Annotated in this window: 20 protein-coding genes; 14 read left to right on the top strand and 6 right to left on the bottom strand. The window is 61.8% G+C overall.

Annotation, left to right across the window (positions count from 1 at the left end; all coding sequences use genetic code 11):
- Positions 1-14: 14 nt before the first annotated feature.
- The 7 genes from AC0L37_RS04980 (at position 15) to AC0L37_RS04950 (ending at position 10,125) form a co-directional block, all read left to right on the top strand.
- Entirely contained in the window at positions 15-2,375 is a 2,361-nt protein-coding gene (locus AC0L37_RS04980) for a transketolase (protein ID WP_282221815.1), read from the top strand.
- A 239-nt stretch (positions 2,376-2,614) separates the two neighbouring features.
- Positions 2,615-4,219 (top strand): peptide ABC transporter substrate-binding protein, encoded by a 1,605-nt coding sequence (locus AC0L37_RS04975; protein ID WP_212657323.1) that lies wholly within the window; start codon positions 2,615-2,617, stop codon positions 4,217-4,219.
- 71 nt (positions 4,220-4,290) lie between these two features.
- Positions 4,291-6,048, top strand: coding sequence for an ABC transporter ATP-binding protein (locus AC0L37_RS04970; protein WP_282221816.1), 1,758 nt, complete (start codon positions 4,291-4,293; stop codon positions 6,046-6,048).
- A 256-nt stretch (positions 6,049-6,304) separates the two neighbouring features.
- Positions 6,305-7,234: an ABC transporter permease gene (locus AC0L37_RS04965; protein ID WP_282221817.1), complete on the top strand. Its 930-nt coding sequence runs from the start codon at positions 6,305-6,307 to the stop codon at positions 7,232-7,234.
- Positions 7,231-8,124: an ABC transporter permease gene (locus tag AC0L37_RS04960; protein ID WP_282221818.1), complete on the top strand. Its 894-nt coding sequence runs from the start codon at positions 7,231-7,233 to the stop codon at positions 8,122-8,124. Before AC0L37_RS04965 ends, AC0L37_RS04960 begins: the two co-directional genes overlap by 4 nt.
- A 1-nt stretch (position 8,125) precedes the next feature.
- Positions 8,126-9,334, top strand: a complete 1,209-nt coding sequence (locus AC0L37_RS04955; RefSeq protein ID WP_282221819.1) for an aminotransferase class V-fold PLP-dependent enzyme — start codon at positions 8,126-8,128, stop codon at positions 9,332-9,334.
- Positions 9,335-9,396: 62 nt separating this feature from the next.
- A complete protein-coding gene (locus AC0L37_RS04950) occupies positions 9,397-10,125 on the top strand; it encodes a FadR/GntR family transcriptional regulator (RefSeq protein ID WP_212657318.1) in 729 nt (242 codons plus the stop codon).
- Here the strand turns inward: AC0L37_RS04950 and hemH are convergent.
- The 3 genes from hemH to AC0L37_RS04935 all read right to left on the bottom strand — a co-directional run bounded on the left by hemH (position 10,122) and on the right by AC0L37_RS04935 (position 13,832).
- The gene (hemH, locus tag AC0L37_RS04945) at positions 10,122-11,147 is read right to left on the bottom strand and encodes a ferrochelatase (RefSeq protein WP_282221820.1); all 1,026 of its coding nucleotides are present in this window, start codon (positions 11,145-11,147) and stop codon (positions 10,122-10,124) included. The two genes, AC0L37_RS04950 and hemH, sit on opposite strands and share 4 nt — an antisense overlap.
- Positions 11,148-11,255: 108 nt before the next feature.
- Positions 11,256-12,923: a HoxN/HupN/NixA family nickel/cobalt transporter gene (locus AC0L37_RS04940; RefSeq protein WP_282221821.1), complete on the bottom strand. Its 1,668-nt coding sequence runs from the start codon at positions 12,921-12,923 to the stop codon at positions 11,256-11,258.
- 9 nt (positions 12,924-12,932) lie between these two features.
- Positions 12,933-13,832 (bottom strand): LysR family transcriptional regulator, encoded by a 900-nt coding sequence (locus tag AC0L37_RS04935; RefSeq protein ID WP_212657315.1) that lies wholly within the window; start codon positions 13,830-13,832, stop codon positions 12,933-12,935.
- 144 nt (positions 13,833-13,976) lie between these two features.
- On the opposite strand from AC0L37_RS04935, the gene AC0L37_RS04930 reads away from it, so the two are divergent.
- On the top strand, positions 13,977-14,399 hold the full coding sequence (locus AC0L37_RS04930; protein WP_212657314.1) for a MarR family transcriptional regulator: 423 nt from the start codon (positions 13,977-13,979) through the stop codon (positions 14,397-14,399).
- 95 nt (positions 14,400-14,494) lie between these two features.
- Positions 14,495-14,944 carry an SH3 domain-containing protein gene (locus AC0L37_RS04925; RefSeq protein ID WP_282221822.1) on the top strand — a complete coding sequence of 150 codons (450 nt, stop codon included), beginning with the start codon at positions 14,495-14,497 and terminating at the stop codon, positions 14,942-14,944.
- Positions 14,945-14,980: 36 nt separating this feature from the next.
- Here AC0L37_RS04925 and AC0L37_RS04920 read toward each other — a convergent pair whose 3' ends face one another.
- Positions 14,981-15,421 (bottom strand): hypothetical protein, encoded by a 441-nt coding sequence (locus tag AC0L37_RS04920; protein WP_282221823.1) that lies wholly within the window; start codon positions 15,419-15,421, stop codon positions 14,981-14,983.
- Positions 15,422-15,552: 131 nt separating this feature from the next.
- On the opposite strand from AC0L37_RS04920, the gene AC0L37_RS04915 reads away from it, so the two are divergent.
- Positions 15,553-15,948 carry a DUF2177 family protein gene (locus AC0L37_RS04915; protein WP_212657311.1) on the top strand — a complete coding sequence of 132 codons (396 nt, stop codon included), beginning with the start codon at positions 15,553-15,555 and terminating at the stop codon, positions 15,946-15,948.
- Here the strand turns inward: AC0L37_RS04915 and AC0L37_RS04910 are convergent, their stop codons facing one another.
- Complete coding sequence (locus AC0L37_RS04910) at positions 15,949-16,872, bottom strand: DMT family transporter (protein ID WP_282221824.1); 924 nt, start codon at positions 16,870-16,872, stop codon at positions 15,949-15,951.
- A gap of 75 nt (positions 16,873-16,947) precedes the next feature.
- Entirely contained in the window at positions 16,948-17,289 is a 342-nt protein-coding gene (locus tag AC0L37_RS04905) for a hypothetical protein (RefSeq protein ID WP_282221825.1), read from the bottom strand.
- A 233-nt stretch (positions 17,290-17,522) separates the two neighbouring features.
- Between AC0L37_RS04905 and AC0L37_RS04900 the strand changes: the two genes are divergently transcribed.
- The 4 genes from AC0L37_RS04900 to AC0L37_RS04885 all read left to right on the top strand — a co-directional run bounded on the left by AC0L37_RS04900 (position 17,523) and on the right by AC0L37_RS04885 (position 21,883).
- Entirely contained in the window at positions 17,523-18,305 is a 783-nt protein-coding gene (locus tag AC0L37_RS04900) for an SDR family oxidoreductase (protein WP_269369049.1), read from the top strand.
- Positions 18,302-20,185, top strand: a complete 1,884-nt coding sequence (uvrC, locus tag AC0L37_RS04895) for an excinuclease ABC subunit UvrC (protein ID WP_282221826.1) — start codon at positions 18,302-18,304, stop codon at positions 20,183-20,185. Before AC0L37_RS04900 ends, uvrC begins: the two co-directional genes overlap by 4 nt.
- Before the next feature lie 84 nt (positions 20,186-20,269).
- The gene (locus AC0L37_RS04890; protein WP_282221827.1) at positions 20,270-20,698 is read left to right on the top strand and encodes a potassium channel family protein; all 429 of its coding nucleotides are present in this window, start codon (positions 20,270-20,272) and stop codon (positions 20,696-20,698) included.
- Between the two features lie 114 nt (positions 20,699-20,812).
- Positions 20,813-21,883 carry a DUF4037 domain-containing protein gene (locus tag AC0L37_RS04885; protein WP_282221828.1) on the top strand — a complete coding sequence of 357 codons (1,071 nt, stop codon included), beginning with the start codon at positions 20,813-20,815 and terminating at the stop codon, positions 21,881-21,883.
- Positions 21,884-21,933 lie beyond the last annotated feature (50 nt).

Genomic DNA, 21,933 nt, shown 5'->3' with positions numbered 1-21,933 from the left:
CTGTGGAGGGAAATATGGACCGGACTCAAACCATTGCCGCGCTCACCAAAAAGGCGCTCTGGCTGTCCAACTGGATGATCCACCACGCCAACCACATCCGGCCCAATACCGATGGGGTCAAGGTCGGCGGCCACCAGGCCAGCTCCGCCAGCATGGCCGCCATCATGGCCGCCCTCTATTTCGGCGTGCTCAGACCCGAAGACCGCGTCGCCGTCAAACCCCACGCCTCCCCGGTGTTCCACGCCATCCAGTACCTGTTCGGCAAGCAGACCCTGGAAAAGCTCGAGAATTTCCGCGCCTTTGGCGGCGCCCAGTCCTATCCCAGCCGCACCAAGGACACCGACGACGTCGACATCTCCACCGGCTCGGTCGGCCTCGGCGTCGCCTTCACCGCATTCGCTTCGCTGATCCAGGACTATGTCCGCGCCAAGCCCTGGGCCGATACAACGCGCCCCGAAGGCCGCATGGTGGCGCTGGTTGGCGATGCCGAACTCGACGAGGGCAATGTCTATGAATGCCTGCTCGAGGGCTGGAAGCACGGTCTGCGCAACACATGGTGGGTCATCGACTACAACCGCCAGAGCCTGGACGGCGTCGTCCGCGAAGGCCTCTATGACCGCATCGAAGCCATCTTCCGCGCCTTCGACTGGAACATCGTCACCCTCAAATACGGTGCCCTGCAGCGCGCCGCATTCGCTGAACCCGGCGGCGACAAGCTCAAGGCCTGGATCGACGCGGCCCCCAACGCCATCTATTCGGCGCTGATGTTTCGTGGCGGCGCTGCCTGGCGCGAGCGCCTCAATGACGAGATCGGCGACCAGGGCGACCTCTCGGCGCTCATCGCCCGCCGTAGCGATGCCGAACTGGCGGATCTGATGGGCAACCTGGGGGGCCATTGCACCGCCTCCCTGCTCGAACAGTTCGAGGCCGCCGGCAGCGACAAGCCGACCGTGTTCATCGCCTATACCGTCAAGGGCTGGGCCACCCCGCTGGCCGGCCACAAGGACAACCACGCCGGCCAGATGACCGGCGCCCAGATCGACAGCCTGCGCCAGTCCATGAATGTCCGGGAGGGCCATGAATGGGACAAGTTCGAAGGCATGGACGATCCCGCCGCCATCGAAACCTTCCTCGCCGAGGTCCCTTTCAATACCACTCAGAGCCGCCGCCACACATCGCCCGCCGTCGCCACCATCGGCCCGCAGTTTGTCGGCACTGGCGCCACTTCCACTCAAACTGCATTTGGCAAGGTGCTCGACGCCATCGCCAAGACCGATAGCGATCTGGCCCGGCGCATCATCACCACCTCGCCCGACGTCACCGTCTCGACCAATCTGGGCACCTGGGTGAACCGTCGCAATCTCTACGCCAAGAGCGAAATGGTCGACATCTTCCAAAAGGAAGCCATTCCCAGCGCCCAGAAATGGCGCTTCACGCCGCAAGGCCAGCACCTCGAACTCGGCATTGCCGAAATGAACATGTTCCTCGCTCTGGGCGCAGCCGGTCTCAGCCACTCCCTGTTCGGCGAACGCCTGCTGCCCATCGGCACGCTCTACGACCCCTTCATTTCCCGCGGCCTCGATGCACTGAACTATGCCTGCTACCAGGATGCCCGCTTCCTGCTCATCGGCACGCCGTCGGGCGTCTCGCTTGCTGGCGAAGGCGGTGCCCACCAGTCGATCGCCTCCCCGCTGATCGGCATGTCGCAGGACGGCCTCGCCAGCTTCGAGCCCGCTTTTGCCGACGAACTCTCGGTCATCATGGATTGGGCCTTCGACTACATGCAACGCTCGGGCGATGCACGCCCCGATCTGGCCGACTGGCCGCGCGACGTCACCGGCGGCTCGGTCTATCTGCGCCTGTCCACCCGTACTATCGAGCAGCCCCCGCGCGATATGGCCAAGCCCCTGGCCGACGACATCATCCGTGGTGCCTACTGGCTCAAAGCCCCGACCCCCGAATGCGACACCGTCATCGCCTATCAGGGGGTGCTGGCCAACGAAGCCATCGCCGCCGCAGCCGCCATCGGTGGCGACCGCCGTAACGTCGCCGTACTCGCCGTGACCTCTGCCGACCGGCTCAACGCCGGCTGGCATGCCGCCCAGCGCGCGCGCCTGCATGGCGATGACGATGCCCGCAGTCACATCGAAAACCTGCTTGCCGACATCCCCCACACTGCTGGCCTGATTACCGCTATCGACGCCCACCCCGCCACACTGGGCTGGTTGGGTAGCGTTTTGGGCCACCGCACCATCACCCTGGGTGTCGAGCACTTCGGCCAGACCGGCACGGTTAACGATCTCTACGCCCATTTTGGCATCGGCGCCCGAGCCATCGAAACCGCCGCCCGCAGCTTCAGCCGCGCGCGACACTGAACCTGATCCGGCCTGTTTCGCGGCATTCGTCATGATTGCCGCAGAAATGGACCCGCTATCCACAGATCGACTTGCCAAGCTCGCTTTCATTTGTCAGACATATGTCATTGGGCAGATTTCGAGGGGAATTCGTATCTGTCGATCGCAGCCCGGCTGCGCAACAAAAAGACCGGCCGCGCCAACGCGACCGGCACCGAGGGAACGTCCGAAATCTGGCTCTGCAAGGAGGGAGTCTTGCTATGAAAACACTACTGAAAATCGCCGGGGCACTGGCTGTTGCGACGGCTTTAACCGTACCGACCATGGCTCAAACCACTATCGTCGCGCCCGGCCAGTCCACCACCGGCACCTATATGGACTACATGAAGACGGTCTATGCCCGCGCCACTTTTGCCGAAGTGCTGCAGGTGCCGATCGCCACCTTCGACAAGGACTTCAAGCTCACGCCCATGGCGGCTGAAAGCTGGAGCCAGTCCGAGGATGGCCTGACCTGGACCTTCAAACTGCGCCCCGGTCTGGTCTGGTCCGATGGGGAGCCACTGACCGCCGAGGACTATGTCTTCGCCCTCACCCGCGCCGCGACCTCGGGCTACGATTTTGCCTGGTACTGGGACTTTGCTGGCGGCATCAAGAATTGGAAGGAAGTCACCGAGGGTACCGCTGACGTTTCCACCCTGGGTCTCAAGGCGGTTGATGACCTGACCATCGAAGTCACCACCAACGCGCCCAAGCCCTATCTGCCATCGGTCACCAGTCTATGGTATCCCGTGCCCAAGCACGTGGTCGATGAGCTTGGCGATGACTGGGCTCTCAATGTCGACACCGTCGTCACCTCTGGTCCCTTTGATCTCGAGAGCTGGGAAAAGTCCAACAACTCAGTCGTGCTGACCAAGTCCGACACCTACACCGGACCATGGCAGGCGCAGATCGATCGTCTCGAGATTGATCCAACTCTGGGCGCACCTGAAGTCGGCCTGCCCGCCTTCCTGGCCGGCGACGCCGATTACTCGTTCCTCAATACCGGTCAGGTGCCGGTCGCTGAGCAGCGCTATCCCGATGGCATCCGCAAGAATGCCGTCTTCGCCACATCTTACATTTCGTTCGACATGGACTCAGAGCCCTTCAACAATGTTGATGTCCGCAAGGCCTTCTACTACGCCGTTGATCGCGCTGAACTGACCTCAACCGTACTCAAGGACATTGCCATCCCCGCCGGCTCTATCCTGCCGCCCGGCTATCCTGGCTACAATGAAGAGGTCGCCGCTGAGGCTGTCTTTGATCCCGAACAGGCAGCCGAACACATGGCAGCAGCTGGCTTCCCCGGCGGCGATGGCTTCCCCGAGATTGAAATCTGGTATCGCGAAGAAGGCGGCTATAACGGCGCCATCATCCCGGCCATGGCGCAGTATCTGCAGGCCGAGTTCAAGGAAGTTCTGGGCGTGACCATGAACATCCGCGTGCTCCCCGGTCAGGACTGGATGCAGGGTCTCCTCAACAAGGAGAACAACATCTTCATCGCGCCCTACGAGTACGACTATCTCGATCCGTCTAACTTCTACGGCATCTTCTACAATGGCGGCCGCCACAGCCACCATGTCGATGCCTATGACAAGCTGGTTGCCGAGGCCGACTCCAACCCGGTCTGGGAAGAGCGTCTTGATCTCTATGCACAGGCCGAACAGGTCCTGATCGACAATGCCTCGATCGTGCCGCTCGTGCACCCGATCACCATCGCCGTGATTTCCGATGAACTCGGCGGCGATGCAGCAACGCCGAACGAACTCGGCTTCACCCCATTGGATCGTCTGGCCCACTACTTCTTCACGCACCTGACAAAGCAGTAGTTCCGATCCAAAACTTCGCTCCCTGGTACTCCAAGGCCAGGGAGCGTTTTTCTCCCCAGCAAGGCCAGCTCATGCCCCTCGTCGAAATTGAAAACCTCAGGGTAAGCTTCAGCCAGTATGGCGGCCAAGTCGATGCCGTGCGCGGCGTCAGCTTTGTGGTCAACGAAGGCGAAAGCCTGGGCATTGTCGGGGAATCCGGCTCCGGCAAATCGGTCAGTTGCAGCGCACTGATGCGCCTGCTGCCGGCCACCGCCAGGGTCAGCGCTACCACCATCAAGCTTGACGGCGTCGACGTCCTCAGGGCCAACAAGGAAGATCTCGTTCGCCTGCGCGGTCGTTCCGCGGCAATGATCTTTCAGGATCCCATGACCGCCTTCGACCCGGTGTTCACCATAGGCCACCAGATTTGGGAGACCATCCAGGCGCATCGCACGCTCTCAAAGCGCGATGCGCTTGCTGAAGCCGAACATCTCCTGCTGCGCGTCGAGATCAAGAATGCGCGCGACGTCCTCAACTATTACCCGCACCAGCTTTCCGGCGGCATGCTGCAGCGTGCCATGATCGCCATGGCGCTCTCCTGCCGCCCCAAAGTGCTGATCGCCGACGAACCCACGACCGCGCTGGACGTCACCATCCAGGCGCAGATCCTGCAGTTGATCAAGAAAGTGCAGGCCGAATTCGGCATGGCCCTGATCATGATCACCCATGATCTCGGCGTCATCGCCGAAACCGTTGATCGCGTCTTGGTCATGTACAATGGCGAAGTCATGGAACAGGGCAGCGTCGCGCACATCTTTGACGCCCCCCAGCACGATTACACCAAAACCCTGCTTGCCAGCCTCAAGGCCAGTTTCGATCCATCGGGCGACGCCACCGAAGGCGCGGCACCAGCGTTGGAACTTCGCGGTTTGGCCAAGACCTACCGCGTCAGCCGCCGCGCCGGCCTGCGCACCAGCCAGTCCGATTTCCACGCGGTACGCCCACTCGACATTGTGCTGCCGCGCAACCGCATCGTCGGTCTGGTTGGCGAGTCAGGTTCCGGCAAAACCACCACCGGCATGATGGCCATGCGCCTGACCGAACCCAGCAGCGGCCAGATACTGGTCGATGGCGCCGACATTTCCACCATGGGTCCAGCTGAACTCAAGGCGTTTCGCCGTCGCATGCAGATCGTCTTTCAGGACAGCTATTCCGCGCTCGATCCGATGATGACACTCAGCCAGATCATCGCCGAGCCGCTCCATATCCACGGTATCGGCACAACCCGAGAACAGACCGAGAAGGCGTTGGACTGGCTCGAACGTGTGGGCCTGCCACGCAATTTCGGCTCCCGCTATTCGCACGAGCTTTCGGGCGGCCAGCGCCAGCGCGTGGCCATCGCCCGCGCCCTGATCCTTGGCCCCACCGTGCTGGTTGCAGACGAACCAACCTCGGCGCTCGACGTCACCGTCAAGGCCCAGATCATCGGCCTGCTCAAGGAACTGCAGGCCGAAATGGGCCTCTCAATGCTGTTCATCAGCCACGATCTGTCGACCGTCAAATCCCTGACCGATAGCGTCGTCGTCATGTATCGCGGCCGCATCGTCGAGGAGGCTCCGACCGAAGCCATCTTTGCCAACCCGCAGCACCCCTATACCCGCGCTCTACTCGACGCGATCCCGGTTGATAACCCACGTGACCGCCGCGAGCGCAGCTTTCTGAGCGCCGAACAACTGGCTGCTGCCACCCCGCGTTTCACCACAATCCAGACTGGCGCCACCCCGGCCGATACCCCGCAACTCGTCACCATCGCCCCCCACCACCGCGTCGAAGCGCTGGTGACGGCATGAGGGAGCCTGCAATGAGTTTTGCGAAGTCGCCCCCTGCCAGCCTCCCCCATCCTGAAGGAGGTGCCGTTAAGTGGATGCAGCCAGCTATTGCCCGTAACGCGATCTGTACCTCCCCCTTGATGGGGGAGTTCGCCGCGCCCCGCAGGGGCAAACCGCTCCTGTGGAGCAATTTGAGCAAGAAGGCCACAAAGGCTGTGCCTGAGGGGCAAAGAAGGGGGTGGAGCAGCATGCGCGACGCAACGGCGGGAGCTCCCCAATGCTAACCTACATCCTCCGCCGCCTCGTCTCGGTCGCAGTCACCTTCATCGTCGTCTCGCTCATCATCTTTTTCATGATGCACGCCATTCCCGGCGGGCCCTTTGATGGCAATGACATGCCCGTCTCCCAGGCTGTGCGCGACAAGATGATGGCCCAGCTTGGCCTCGATCAGCCGCTTTATGTGCAGTACTTCCGCTATATGTGGGGTGTCTTGCATTTCGACTTTGGCGTGCCCTATCAGAGCCCCGGCGAAACGGTCACACAGTTGCTCTCCCGCGCCTGGGTCCCCAGCCTGGTGCTCGGCGGTCTCGGTGTGCTGATCGGCGCGCCGCTTGGTATCCTGCTAGGCATGGCCGCCGCGCTCAACCGCAATACCTGGATCGATTACTTCGCCTCGACCCTGGCCACGCTCGGCCTGACTATCCCGGTCTTCGTCACATCCATGCTGCTCATTCTGGTCTTCGCAGTCTGGCTGCAATGGCTGCCCGCCAGTGGCTGGGGCAAGCCCGAGCGCTGGATCCTGCCCATCATTGCCTATGCGGCCATCCCGCTGGCCACCTATGCGCGCTACACCCGCTCGGCCATGCTGGACACGCTCAACCGTCCCTTTGTCACCGTGCTGCGCGCCAAGGGTCTCACCGAGCGCCGCATCATCTTCCAGCACGTCCTGCGCAATTCGGCGATCCCGCTGGTCACCGTCTTCCTGCCCATGTTCATCGGCACCGCCACCGGCTCGATCTTTGTCGAAGCCATGTTCCGCGTGCCGGGCCTGGGCGCCTATTTCGTCTCGTCGATTGAAAACCGCGACTATCCGCTGGAGATGGCGCTGATGCTCATGATCACCTTCATGTACTGCATCGCCTATCTGATCTCTGACGTTGTCTACGCCCTGATCAATCCCCGCATCCGCGTGGGAGGCGGCCAATGACCACTGAGCCCATGACCGTCACGCCAACCCCAACCTATCGCCAGCGCAGCCCCCTCTGGTTCGCCTGGCAACGGTTTTCTGGCAACAAGGCCGCTATCACCGCAGGCGTCATCCTAGCCATCCTGATCCTGATGGCAGTCTTTGCCCCGCTGATCACCCCGGCGCCGCCCGAAGCCCAGCTATTTCTCACCGAGGCGCTGGCCTTCCCCTCTGCTGAACACTGGTTCGGCGTCGATAGCCTGGGGCGTGATTTCTATACCCGCATCGTCTATGGCGCCCGCGTATCGCTGACCATCGGCTTTACCGCCGCCCTTTTCAGTGTCGTCATCGGCATCCCGCTGGGCGCGCTAGCCGGCTATTTTGGCGGCAAGACCGACTGGTTCATCATGCGCATCATCGAGCTGTTCTCGGTAGTCCCGCCGCTGCTGGCCGCCATGCTGCTCGGCGCGCTGACCCGCGGCGGCTATTTCACCATCGTGCTGATTGCTGCGCTGTTCGGCTGGGTGCAGGTCTGCCTGCTTGTCCGGGCCCAGATCAAGGCCTTCCGCGAAAAGGAATTCGTCCGCGCTGCGCAGGCCCTGGGCGCCTCGCCCTGGTACATCATCCGCCGCCATCTCATTCCCAATTCGATCTCCCCCATCATCGTTGGCTTCGTGCTGGCCATTCCTCTGGCCATGATGCTCGAAGCCAGCCTGAGCTTTCTGGGCATTGGTGTGCCACCGCCCACCCCCACCTGGGGCCAGATGATCAATGAGGGCATCGATTTCATGTTCTTCTATTGGCACCTCGCTTTGTTCCCCACCGCCGCACTCGCCATCACCGTGCTGGCGACCACCCTGTTTGGCGACGGACTGCGCGATGCGCTTGATCCGACTTTGAAAGGCCGTTGACGTGTCCGAAAATCTTGCGCGGCAATTCCTCCTCCGTGAGGATGTCGTTTTCCTCAATCACGGCTCCTTCGGCGCCTGCCCTCGCCCGGTCTTTGAGACCTATCAGCGCTGGCAGCGCGAGCTCGAAGCCCAGCCAGTGGAGTTCCTCGGTCGCGAGTTGACCGAGACCATGCGGGTGCCCCGCATCGCGCTGGCCGCCGAACTGGGCACCACCCAGGAAAATATCGTCGGGCTGACCAACGCCACGCTGGGGCTGAACATCGTTGCCCAGTCGCTTGATCTCAAACCCGGCGACCACATCCTTACCACCGATCACGAGTACTCAGCCCTCGAAAAGACCTGGGCCTACGTCGCCCGCCGCACCGGTGCCGAGATCGTGGTGGTCGATATCCCGTTGCCGCTTACCTCTGAGAGCCAGTTTACCAAGGCCATCATCGGCGGCATGACCGAGCGCACCCGCGTGCTGTTCCTCAGCCACATCACCTCGCCCACCGCCCTGCTCTTTCCGATCGAGAACGCCATTGCCGAAGCGCGCAAGCGCGGCATCTGGAGCGTGATTGATGGCGCCCACACACCTGGGCACATTCCGCTGGCGCTCGATGAGCTTGGCGCCGACTTCTATGCCGGCAATTGTCACAAATGGATGATGACCCCCAAGGGCTCAGCCTTCCTGCACACCCGGCCCAGTGTACAGGGCATGATCAATCCGCTGGTCGTCAGCCACGGCTGGACCGAGCACTCCAAGGAGCCCGGCGCCAAGGGTGCATTTGGCAACTCGCCCTTTATCGACGAGCTTGAGATGCAGGGTACGCGCGATCCGTCCGCCTGGCTCACCGTGCCGGCCGCCATCGATTTCCGGCGCGCCAATGGCTGGAGCGATGTGCAGGCCCATTGCCAGGCCTTGGCGCAGGACACCGCCCACCGCCTCGCGCAGTTGACCGGGCTCACCCCGCTCAGCAGCGCTGCCTTCTGCGCCCCGCAAATGGTCGCCATGCCCATCCCCGATTGTGACGTCGACCAGCTAAAGCTTGATCTGATTGAGCGCTACAACATTGAAATCCCGGTCTTTAGATGGAAGGACACCTGCATTTGTCGCCTGTCGGTGCAGGGCTACAATTCCAAACCGCAGATGGATTTGCTGATAGGCGCGCTGAGTGAATTGCTCGATCTCAAGGGCGCGGCTGCGCCACGAGCGGCATCACAAGGCTGACAAATCAGGAAAATTGTGATGTGTGGGGCTGTTGATTGCACACGCCGGGAGGATCAGGCGCCGTGAGACAGAGTGCCCTGAGCTATCTTGAGCCGCTGGAAACCCGGACGCGTGGCGTTGCTGTGCTGGACGCGCTTGCTGACATGGTCGAACGCTCCGGTCTCAAGATCGGCGATCGCCTGCCGCCCGAAGTCTCGCTGGCCGCAACGCTCGGCGTCGGTCGTTCCACCATTCGCGAGGCGCTCAATCGCTGGGAAGGCCTGGGGATCATCAGGCGCCGCCGTGGCGATGGCACCTATCTGTCCGCCCGCGTCCAGACATCGCGCGGTCTGGTGCCCACCATGGTCCGGCTGGAAGGCGAAGCCCTGCTGCGCCTGATGGAAATTCGCCGCACGCTGGAGAACGACGTGGTGCGCAAGGCGACCCTGGCCGCCACCCCAGCCCAGCGCCAGCAAATATCCGAGCTTTGCGACGCCCTGCTGCTTGAAGTCGATGCCGGGCGTCCCTGGCGCAAGGCCGATCACGCCTTCCACGGCGCCATCTATGATGCGTCTGGCAACCCCATGTATGGGCAGATCCTGGTCAATCTAGACCACGCGCTGGAGCGCGGCGGCGCCTCGCCGTTTGGTGCTGACGATTTCGGCCTGAGCTCATTCCCGATCCACCGCGATCTTGCTGATGCGGTCGTTGCCGGTGACGCCGACAAGGCGGTCGCCACCGTCAATCAGATGCTTGATATCGTCGAGAACGAGGTCAAGGCCATCATTGGCGAGAGCAAGGCCGCCGGCTAGAGCCAACCGGCCAGTTCACGTCGCACCATGTCCTCGATCATGTCCATGCCGCCCGGGCTGTCATTCAGGCACGGGATATAGGCGAAGTTCTCGCCGCCGGCTTCGAGGAAGGTATCGCGCCCTTCCATGGAAATTTCCTCCAGCGTCTCAATGCAGTCAACCGAGAACGCCGGGGCCAGAATGGCAACCTTCTTTACCCCCTTGCCCGGCAGCGCTTCGAGGGTTTTGTCGGTATAAGGTTCGAGCCACTTGGTGGGGCCAAAGCGCGACTGGAACGTCACCATCAGCTTGTCCTTGGGCCAGCCCAGATACTCCTGCACCAGACGTGTCGTCTTGTAGCACTGGCAATGATAGACATCGCCGCGTTCGAGATACGTCACCGGCATGCCGTGATAACTGGTGATCACGAGGTCGGGCTCGAAATCCAGCGCCGCGACGCCATCGCGGATCGAATTACCTAGCGTCTCAATATATTTGGGGTCTTCGAAATAGGCTGGCATGGTGCGCACCGCTGGCTGGCGGCGCATGGTCTTGAGCACGTCGAATGCCTTGTCATTGGCCGTGGCGGTCGTGGTCGCCGAATTCTGCGGGTAGAGCGGCACCAGCAGGATCTTGGTGCAGCCTTCAGCCTGCATCTTCTCCAGCACGCTCTTGGTCGATGGATTGCCATAGCGCATGGCAAAGTCCACCACGACATTATCGTGGCCCGCCATCCGCTCGGCCAGCGCAGCCGTCTGCTTTCTGGTAATCACCAATAGCGGGCTGGCGTTTTCTTCCTTGTCCCAGATCTGTGCATAGGCATGGCCGCTCTTTTGCGGTCGTACCGACAGGATCACCAGATTGAGCAGCGGCCACCACAGCCATTTCGGCGTCTCGATGACGCGCGGATCGCTGAGGAATTCCTTGAGATAACGTCGCACGCTCCAGTAATCGGTAGCGTCAGGTGTGCCCAGATTGAGCAGCAGGACACCGATTTTCTGTTCTTTGACGGGCGGATGGGCAGGCGGCAGGTGATCGGACATGAGCGCCAGTTTGGAAGGGTTCTAGGCTTTTGGTCACCATAGCGTCTCCGCCCAACTCCGCAAGGCGGCGATGGGTCGCGCCATCTGAGGTGATCCGGAAGCGTCCAGCTAGAGACCGGCCAGCAGTAGAACCACGCCAAACACCAGCACTGCCACAGCACCGAACAGTTCAAACCACCACATGATTGACGCCGTCAGCGGATTATCCGCACCGCCGATCCGCTGCGCCAACCCCTTGGCCGTTACCGCCAGCGTGGCCAGCACAGTGACCGTAATCGCCGTCCCCGCTCCCATCAGGAACACCGCCGCAATACCGGCGGCCAGCACGCCCTGCGACAGCGCAAACACAAGAACTACCAACGCTCCGGAACAGGGGCGCAGGCCGACAGCCAGCACCACGCCCAATTGCTCGCGCCAACTGCCACTGGTCGCGGCTGGTGTCACCACGTGTACATGCCCCTCATGATCGTGATCGTGGCTGTGATTGCCATGCCCGTGCCCATTCGTATGGGAGTGGTCGTGGTCATGCAGATGTGCCCGCGCCTTGCGCGCCATGTCCGCACTGGAAGCCGCATGATGGTGGCCATGGTTATGCCCCCAGCCAAACAACTTGCGTGCAATCAGCCACACGCCCAGCAGAGCTACCATGGCGTAGGAGGCAATTCCGATCCAGTTGGCCGCATCGCTCATTGCCAGGCTGGTCATGCCCAGCAACCCAGCGGCGATCAGCACAAACACCACCGCGACCAGCGACTGCATCATCGCCGAGAGCACGCTGAGCGCTACGCCACGCCGCAACTGCGTCTCGTTGGCCAGCACATAGGATGAAATCACCACCTTGCCATGCCCCGGTCCGGCAGCATGCAGAATGCCATACACAAAGCTGAGGCCACCCAGCACCCAGAATGCAGTCCAGTCTGTGCGCAGCGCATCCAGCGAGGTCGTAATGGCCCCATAGAAATGGCGCTGCTGCGTTGATAGCCAGCCAAAAAAGCCAGTGCGTGGCATGTTCAGCCCCACCTCAGCTGGCGGGCCGCCGAAAGGTGTCGTCGGCTTGGCCTGGGCGACGGCCTTGGTGGCTTCCACAGCCGTGGCCGGTGCTGCAATCTCGGCCCCGGTGCAGTCCACCACGATCAACCCCTGTGTGCCGCGGGTCGCTGCGGCAAGGTCGGGTGGCAATTCAGTAACTTCAGTGCCCAGCGCACTCAGCCGCTGCACCAGTTCATCTGACATTTCCTTTGGCTGCTCAACCACGACGGCACAGCCAGCGGGTGCATTGACCAGCGTCACATCAGTGGCATCAGAGACGGTAATGGCCACATAATATTCCGGATCGTAAACGCCCAGCTCAAATCGCCCGCCTGCTGGATAGGGCGTGTCGGCGCTCAGTGAATAGCTCAGCGTGGTGCGCCCATCCGCATAGACCATGCGCTGGTCGCCCATCGGCGTGAACACCATCGGGTCCGCAATATCACCGGCATAGGTGTAGAAGCCAAAATCGGCCAGCCCCGCCAGATTCTCGTCGGCCAGTTCCTGCAGTTCCTCGGGGCTGGTTTCCCGATCGTCATTGGTATCGAGCCCCTGGATGACCCAGGCCGAAAATGCCGTATCAAAGGTCCAGTCATAGTGAAGCCTCGCCACCGCACCGCTGTCGTCAAACGTGATCGCCACCTTGGCGTCGATCAGAATGTGTGGATGTGCCAGCGCCGGCAGGGACAGGGCTACAACGCCCAGAGCAGCGCCAGCAAGCGCGCGACCGAAAGTCTTGAGGTTCACGTGTCGTCCCTAATGGATGGGGTGGGTCTGGAACCACTCGACCAGATGGTCAATCAGGGCCCGCACCTTTCCCGCCAGATGTCGCCTGTGCGGATAGACTGCCTGCAGCGTCTGTCCGGTTGGCAGAAAATCCGCCAGTACCGGCACCAGTTCGCCCGAGGCTACCGCTGGTTCGGCCAGATAGGATGGCAATACGACAAATCCGAGGCCCAGTACGGCAGCCTTGCGCGCGGCCAATGGGGAATTGACCCGCAGCGGTCCATTCACCGGCACTGATATGGTCTTGCCCTCATCCACGAAGCGCCAGTTCGACTGACCCTGCAAATTCACATCGATAATGCAGGGCATATGCCGCAGGTCTTCGGGGTGCTTGGGTGTGCCATGAGCCTCAAGCAGACTAGGCGCACCGCCGACAATCACATGCATGTCGGAAATCTTGCGGGCAATCAGTGAGGAGTCCGCAAGTGTGGAGATGCGCAACGCGACATCAATCCCCTCATCCACCAGATCGACATAGCGGTCTTCCAGCCGCAGATCGAGCGTCACTTTGGGAAACTTGCGCAGATACTCAAAGATGGCTGGTGCCAATGAATCTTCGCCAAAATTGCGTGGCGCCGAGACCCGCAACAACCCCCGCGGCTCGGCGGTCTGGTCAGTAATGGTGGCGTCCAGATCATCAAGCTGCTGCAGCAGCGCACTGGCTTCGCGGTAATATCCCTCGCCCGCTTCGGTCAAACTGAGCTTGCGCGTGGTCCGGTTCATCAGTCGGACCCCAAGATAGTCCTCCAGGTCCGTCACATATTTGCTGAGCAGCGCCTTTGACCGGCCGTGCTGCCGCGCCGCTGCAGAAAAACCACCTGAATCAAAGACTTGAACGAAAGCCCGGATGCGTGCGAGGTCCTGCGTCATGGCATTCCGTTCACCAGATCATTGCAATCAAGTCATAACTCACCTGCGTGAGGTGAACAATAACCGGCCTTGGTCCTTCCACGATTAACGATAGAGTGTAACCTCAATCGACGCGCACAAGGAGTTCGGACTATTTTCCCACCTATGTCCAAGCCCTCATCCCGTTCAACACTTTACCGGCTCATCCAGGCGGGCCAGCTCGCCCACCGCGCCTTGCTGCTGCCGCTCTCAGAGCGCGGCCTCGAGCCGGGCGACGACGCCATCCTGTTTGAACTAGGTCGGTCGGGGCGCACCGAAACCGAGCTGGCAGCCGAGCTGGGGCTGTCCGAGGCCGGTTTGACCGACCGTCTGGCGCGCCTGACAGAGCGGGGTCTGATCACCCGGCAGGCCGTTGGTCCAGAACTCGCTGCTGGCGTTGCGCTAAGCGAACGCGGCGTGCGCATCCGCAACGGACTGGCCGATCACTGGGCCCAGCTTGAAGAAGCCCTGATGGGCGAGCTCAAGACCAAGCAGCGCAAGAAGCTGGGCGACCGCCTCAAGCGCTTCGTCGATCTGCTAACGTTCTAGCTGCAGACAACAAGCCATTCAGCTTGGGTTCAGGCGCACTGGTGTCTTCTGTCCTCACAGGCATTCAATGCCCAACAGGGATAAGGAGATCAACAATGGCTCTGAGCAACAAACTCATGGCAGGCGGCCTCGCGGTCCTGGCACTCGTGGCAACCACTGCCGCAGCGTCCGCGGCATCGGCCTACGCAACCAGCAACGTCAATGTCCGCTCTGGACCATCTACGCACTACCGGGTCGTCGACACCTTGCGTCGGGGCGAGCAGGTTGATGTTCAGCAGTGCCGGAGCGGCTGGTGCTTTGTCGAAAAGCGCGGCGCAGATGGCTGGGTATCGGCCAATTACCTCTCGCGCAGTGGCTATGACGGCTGGAACGAACGTGATTGGGGCCATGACCGGGATCGCGACCGCGGTCGGTGGGACCGCACCCCACGCTGGGATCCTCGCGACGAGCCACGCTGGACACCGCGCCCCGCCCCGACCTATCCACGCAGCAATAGCAGCGTCTGCGTTAATGGTCCCAACGGCTACTTCTGCATCGGCAACTGATCGAAACGACAACGCCGCCCCACGGGGCGGCGCTTTCTATTCGACCTTGATGCGGTCGACATCAATCCCGCGCTGCTCCAATGGCGCACGCAGGCGGCGCGCCAGATATTCATTGAGCCCGTAGATCACCAGCGCGCCAACCACCATCGCAACGGCGAAGCCCCGCATCCCGTCCTGGTTGGCCGCAATGACCGCTGAAAACAGCGTTACCCCTCCAGCCCCCAGCAGCGCCCAGTTCTTCCGCTCCCCGGCCACGCGCATATTGTGCGCCCCCGAATGCAGCAGATCGCGCAATTCGGTATCGCTCATCGCCGCCAGTTCCTTGTTGCTGCGCTCGCGGCGGATCGTCTCGATATAGGCATCAACCCGGCGCATGGTCAGCGAATCCTTGTCGCTACCGCGCTTGCCACGTGTCAGATAGGTCCAGCCACCACCCACCAGCAGCAACACCAACCCGATTTCCAGCAGCCAGATCATACTATTCCCTCCATGTGCACCCTGACATGCCCTCCCCCGGCGCAGACTTCAAGGGCAGGCCTGCCAATGACAGTGATCCTGCAACCACCACGCTGCGTAACAAGTCCAACCTGCTGCAAGGAGCCGCTCTCATGACCAAATACTTGATCCTGTACGGCGCCTGCGCGCTGATCTTCTTCCCGCTCGACTTCGTCTGGCTCTCCACCATGGGCAAGGGCTTCTATCAGCGCGAGATCGGCGACATCCTGCTGCCCAATCCCAATCTGATGATCGCAGGGCTATTCTACCTCGCCTATCTGGTCGGCGTTGTTGCCCTGGTCGCCGCACCCGCCGAAGGTGATGTGCTCAAGGCCCTCATGCTCGGTGCCCTGCTCGGCTTTGTTGCCTATGGCACCTACGACCTGACGAATTTGTCGACCATGAAGGGCTTCACCCCAACGGTTGCAGCGGTCGACATGGTCTGGGGCACTTTCCTGACAGGCGTCAGCGCCGCTGGTGGCGTCTGGATTTCCAAGATGTTCGCCTGATTACTCCCGCCCGGGCAGGATCGGGCCGTCAACAATTCTGACGCGCTTAATCCGCTCACGGGCCATCACCACTAGGCCCGCCGCAACCACGATTCCCGCACCAAGCAGCGATATCGGGTCGATGTAGTGGCCGAACACCACCATGCTCAGCACGATCGCCCAGGGCAGTGCAAAATAGTTGAATGGCTGCACCGTGCTCGCCGGTGCCAGCGACAGCGCATAGATCATTACCCCATGGCCCAGACACGTTGTGATCATCATCGTGACCACCAGCGCAACATCCGGCCAGGCCATCGGCTGCCAGAAGAAAATACCCACGCCGCTCGACAGCACCAGCCCGATAATGCCGGTATAGGCCAGGCTGGTCGGCGCCTTGTCGTATTGGCTGACTTTGCGGGTCAGCACGATATAGAGCGAGTAGAGCACCGCCGCGATCATTGCAAAGCCGACACCCCAGTCCAGCGGCAGCCCTCCGGGCCGCACGATGATCAGCGCACCGGCAAATCCCACGCCCACCGCCACAAAGCGGAACACGCCAACCTTCTCACCCAGCAGCGGGATCGAGAACAGCGTCACCAGCAGCGGATAGACCAGCGAGATCGCCTGCAACTCGCCCAGCGGCACCGTCTGCAGCGCCAGCGCAAAGACACAGATCTCGATAATCAGCAGCGAGCCGCGCAGCAATTGCCAAAGCGGCACCTTGGACGACAGCGCCTGACGCAACCCAGCCTGCCGCGACACGATATAAAGTGCGAAGGCGGCAAAGCCCCAATAGCGCATCATCGTCACCTGAAACGGCGAATAGGTCTGCACCAGATGCTTGGACATAGCGTCCTGTATCCCGAACACCGCAATGGTGAACAGTGTCAGCGCAATAGCCCGACCGACATTATCGGCCCTGTCGTCAATGGCGGAAAGGGACATAGAAAGATGTTACGCCTGCTTGAAAAACGTCCCGATTCACTTGCGAACCGGGACGCCAAAGCGCTATCGCAAAGTTCAGCCCTTGGCCATCTGCGACTTGACCAGACCCGCAATCGCCGTCAGCACGCCGCCGCCAACCAGACCGGTAACGCCCTGACCGGCCAGTGCGCCGAAATCAATTCCGCCAGCCATGTCCGCAGCGCCTGCCGCGTTACCAGCCATGCCCGCTGCCGCACCCACCAGGCCATCCAGCCCGGGGATCATTCCCGCCAGCCATGTGGCCGCCATGCCGCCAACTGCACCGACGACCGAATTGCCTGCCGTGCCCAGGCTCAGCGATTTGGCGAGTTGCCCCACCACATTGCCGCCTGCACCGCCGGCCACCAATTGCACCAGAATCGAGATGATCGCTTCCACTGTATGTTCCCCCAAGGATATCTGCGTCCGCCCCGCAGTGCCTCCTGCCCTGCAGCGACTCCAGCAGCCTATGCCCGAAGGTTGCGCAACAAAAGGACAGCGCTGCTGCCACACGCTGTCAGCACGCCAGAGGCAGTCTGACGCGCCAATTGCCCCCAGCTCATCCCATCCAGCACGTTGAAGACTCCAGCCAAAGCGGCCTATGGTCCGCCCATCAGGTCCCAGTTCCCAGCATGATCAATCAGTCCACTTCACCCTCAGTTCTTTCCGTCGCGCTTGTTACCGGCGCTGGTGACCGTATCGGCGCCGCCATCGCCAAGGCGCTGTCGCGCGCCGGCCATGCCGTGATCATCCATTATAACCGCGATGCCGATGGCGCCGGTCAGGTGCAGGCAGACATCACGGCTGCCGGCGGTACCGCCGCCATTGTTCAGGCTGACCTGATGGACCGCCCCCAACGCGCCGGGCTGATCGCCAAAGCCGCCGCACCCTTTGGTCCCCTCTCGGTGCTGATCAACAATGCCTCGGTCTTTGACCCCGATAGCCTGTACGATCTTGACGAAGCGCTCTGGGATAGCCATTTCGCCATTCATGCCGAAGCGCCGGTTTTTCTGGCCCGCGACTTCGCCGCTCAGCACCCCGCTGGCAGCCTCGGCAATATCGTCAACATCATCGATGAGCGCGTTCTGCACACCTCGCCCGCCTATTTCAGCTACACCCTGTCCAAATCCGTACTCTGGGCTGCCACCCGGACCATGGCCCAGACCCTGGCCCCAACCATCCGCGTCAACGCCATCGGTCCCGGCCCGGTCCTGCCCCATTCGCGTCAAAGCCAGGCTCAGTTCGAAGCCAGCGTTCAGGGTCTGCCTCTGCAACGCAATGCGGGGCCCGAGGATATCGCCGATGGTGTGCTGATGCTGCTCGCCGCCAAATCCATGACCGGCCAGATGCTGGCACTCGATGGTGGCGAACACCTCGAACACCCCGAACGCCGTGGCCCGACTCCTCGCTCATGATCGACGACAGCACGCCCCTGCCCAGCGGCCATGAGGTAATCCGGGCCTTTGTTCGAACCCTGCCCGCCGCCCCCGGCGTCTATCGCATGCTCGATGCGCAGGGCGCAGTGATGTATGTTGGCAAGGCCCGCAATCTCAAGGCTCGCGTCACCAATTACACCCGACCTGAGGCGCTAGAAGTGCGTCTGCAGCGCATGATCGCAGCCACGGTCAGCATGGAATTCGTGCGCACCGAGACCGAATCCGAGGCCCTGCTGCTCGAGGCCAATCTGATCAAGCGCCTCAAGCCGCGCTTCAATGTGCTGCTGCGCGACGACAAGAGCTTCCCCTATATCCTGATCACTGGTGACCACGAGGCCCCAGAGTTGACCAAGCATCGCGGCACCCGTCGTCGCAAGGGCAATTATTACGGCCCCTTTGCCTCAGCCACCGCCGTCGCGCGCACCATCGCCAGCCTGCAAAAGGCGTTTCTGCTCCGCAATTGTTCGGACAGCTTTTATGCTGCCCGCACCCGCCCGTGCCTGCAGCATCAGATCAAGCGCTGCGCCGCCCCCTGCACCCGCGAAATCTCGCTTGAGGGCTACGCCGAGCTGGTCGAAGATGCCCGCCAGTTCCTCTCCGGCAAATCGCAAAAGGTCCGCGACCATTTGCAGGCCGACATGGAACAGGCCGCCGAAAACCTCGATTTCGAGCGCGCCGCCCTGATCCGAGACCGCCTCGGCGCCCTGGCCCTGGTCCAGTCCCAGGGCGACGCCACCGCCAAATCCGTCGAAGAAGCCGACGTCTTCGCCATCCACCACGAAGGCGGCCAGTTCTGCGTGCAGGTCTTCTTCTTCCGCGCCTTCCAGAACTGGGGCAATTACCCCTATCGCCCGCGCGCGGACTCCAGCCTGTCCGATGCCCAAGTGCTCGAAGCCTTCATCGCCCAGTTCTACGAAAACCGCACCCCGGCCCGCCTGGTGCTGATCAGTCACGAACTGGCCGAGCCCGAACTGATGGGCGAAGCACTCTCCAGCCGCGCCGGTCGCAAGGTCGCCATTGAAGTGCCCAAGCGGGGTGAAAAGCGCGACCTGCTCAACCACGCTCTCAACAATGCTCGCGAAGCCCTTGGCCGCCAGCTCGCCGAAGGCGCCACCAACCGCACCCTGCTCGAAGGCGTCGCCGAGACCTTTGGCCTCGATAGCGTGCCCCGCCGCATTGAAACCTACGACAACTCCCACATCTCGGGCACCAACATGGTCGGCGCCATGGTCGTGGCCGGCGAAGAAGGCTTTTCCAAAAAGCACTACCGCACCTTCAACATAAAATCCGACATCACCGCCGGCGACGATTTCGGCATGATGCGCGAAGTCCTGACGCGCCGCTTCACGCGCTTGACCAATGACAGCGACAGCGACGCCGAGGACGAGGCCACCGGCATGCCCGACTGGCCCGATGTCGTCTTTATCGACGGCGGCGCCGGCCAGATGAGCGCCGTGCGTGGCGTTATCGCTGAAATGAACCTGCCCAAGGAGGTGACCTTTATTGGCATCGCCAAGGGTGAGGAACGCGACGCCGGCCGTGAGAAATTCTTCATGGAGGGCCGCGAGGCCTTCATGCTGCCCCATCGCGATCCGGTACTCTATTACGTCCAGCGCCTGCGCGACGAAGCCCATCGCTTCGCCATCGGCACCCACCGCGCCAAGCGCAAGAAAGAGCAGATTTCCAATCCGCTCGACGAGATCGAAGGCATCGGCCCCACCCGCAAACGCAGCCTTCTCAACCATTTCGGCTCCGCCAAGGCCGTCGGCCGCGCCAGCCTGACCGATCTCGAAGCCGTACCAGGCATTTCCAGCGCTATGGCTCAGCTGATCTACGATCACTTCAACCGCGCCAGCTGATACGCACGCTACGCCGATGCCGATCTTGAGGGAACGGACCACCGCCTGCCTCATTGCCTCCTGTGAAAAACACGGAGCACCGGCATGGAAATTGTTATCGCCACCATTGGCGCCTTCGCGATCATGGCCGTTTCGGTACTGATCCACTACCAGTCCATGTTGGCGGCACGAAGCATCCTTGATGGGAGCGGGTTACCGCGACGCGCTGGCGTGCTGGTCGGCATGGCCAGTGTGACGGCAGCGCAGATGCTCTCGGTAGCGCTCTACGCTTTGGCATTCTATGCGATGGACAGCTGGCTCGGCATGGGCTCACTGGCTGGCGAGACACAGGGCAGCCCGCTGGACCATTTCTATTTCTCCATGATGAGCTACACCACGCTGGGCGTCGGCGATATCTACCCTCTGGGCGCAATGCGCATCGTTTCAGGCGTTGAGGCGCTGAACGGCTTCGCACTGATCGGCTGGACAGCCTCGTTTGCCTATACTCTGATGCGCCAGGGATGGTCGGACTGATCACTTCCAAGGCGATATCGTCAGACTGTAGCGCCATGCCATCCGCGCCGTGCCCGCCCTTCCAAATATCCCTGCCGGGCCATAAGCTTCCACCAGCGCTGGGGAGGCGAAGGCATGCAGGGGATCGAACTATCACGGCGTTTCTACACCGATATTGTTCGCCCTTGGCTGGCCGAAACGGCACCCGATTTGCGTCACACCGCGGCGTTGATCGACTCTGGCTCGGAACTGCTGGGGTTTGATGACGAAACCTCCAGGGACCATAATTGGGGCCCACGCGTTCAGATTATCCTGAGCCGCGACAACTTTGACGTCTATGCGCAGCGCCTGGTCACCGAGTTCTCCAGTGCCGCACCTGCCAGCTTTCTGGGCGAGCCCATTGCCTGGCGCAGCCGACCAAATCCGCCGGCCATCGGCATCGAAGCCGCTGGCGCATTTGAACACGGACTGCAATTCCACACCCTTGAACATTTGCTTCAAGCCCAGTTTGCAAGGCGGTCGCTTGATACTCTGAGTGCTCTGGATTGGCTCGGCATGGCCGAACAAAAGCTTCTCACGTTTACTGCCGGCGCCGTGTTCCACGATGACGATGGCTGGCTGACTGATGCGCGAGAGCGTCTGGCCTATTTCCCCGACGACGTCTGGCTGTACAAAATCGCCTGCCAGTGGCGGCGCATCGCTGAGGAACAGGCCTTTGTCGGCCGCACCGGGCAAGTCGGCGACGACCTGGGCTCGCGGATAATCGCTGCCCGTCTGGTGCGCGATGTCATGCATATGGGTTTCCTGCTGGAGCGTCACTACGCGCCCTATTCCAAATGGCTTGGCACCAGTTTTGCCCGCCTCACCCTTGCAGCGCGCCTCACGCCTCATCTGGACCGCGCCATGCGCGCTCAGGATTACACCACGCGCGGCGACGCACTTGCGGCAGCCTATCTCGAACTGGCACAGCTGCAGAGCGCACGCGGCATCGCCCCCTTCACCCCGATTATCGGGCCCTATCACGAGCGGCCATTCACCACCATCAACGCTGACGACGCGGTCGCCGCTGCCCGCGCAGCCATCTCAGATCCGCTCATCAAGCAGTTGCCAATCGTCGGCGCACTCGATCAGGTCAGCGACCTCACGCCACTGCTTGAAGACCCTGACATGTCGCAAAGAATGCTGCACCAAATACATGCCAAATAGGCTGGGCTCGTCGTCAGAGAGACCAATTCTGTTCACCCAACGCGGTTCTT

The sequence above is a fragment of the Devosia sp. J2-20 genome, from assembly GCF_055808475.1.
Note: the sequence above shows the minus strand (reverse complement) of the source record. Positions and strands in the feature narration are given on the sequence as shown.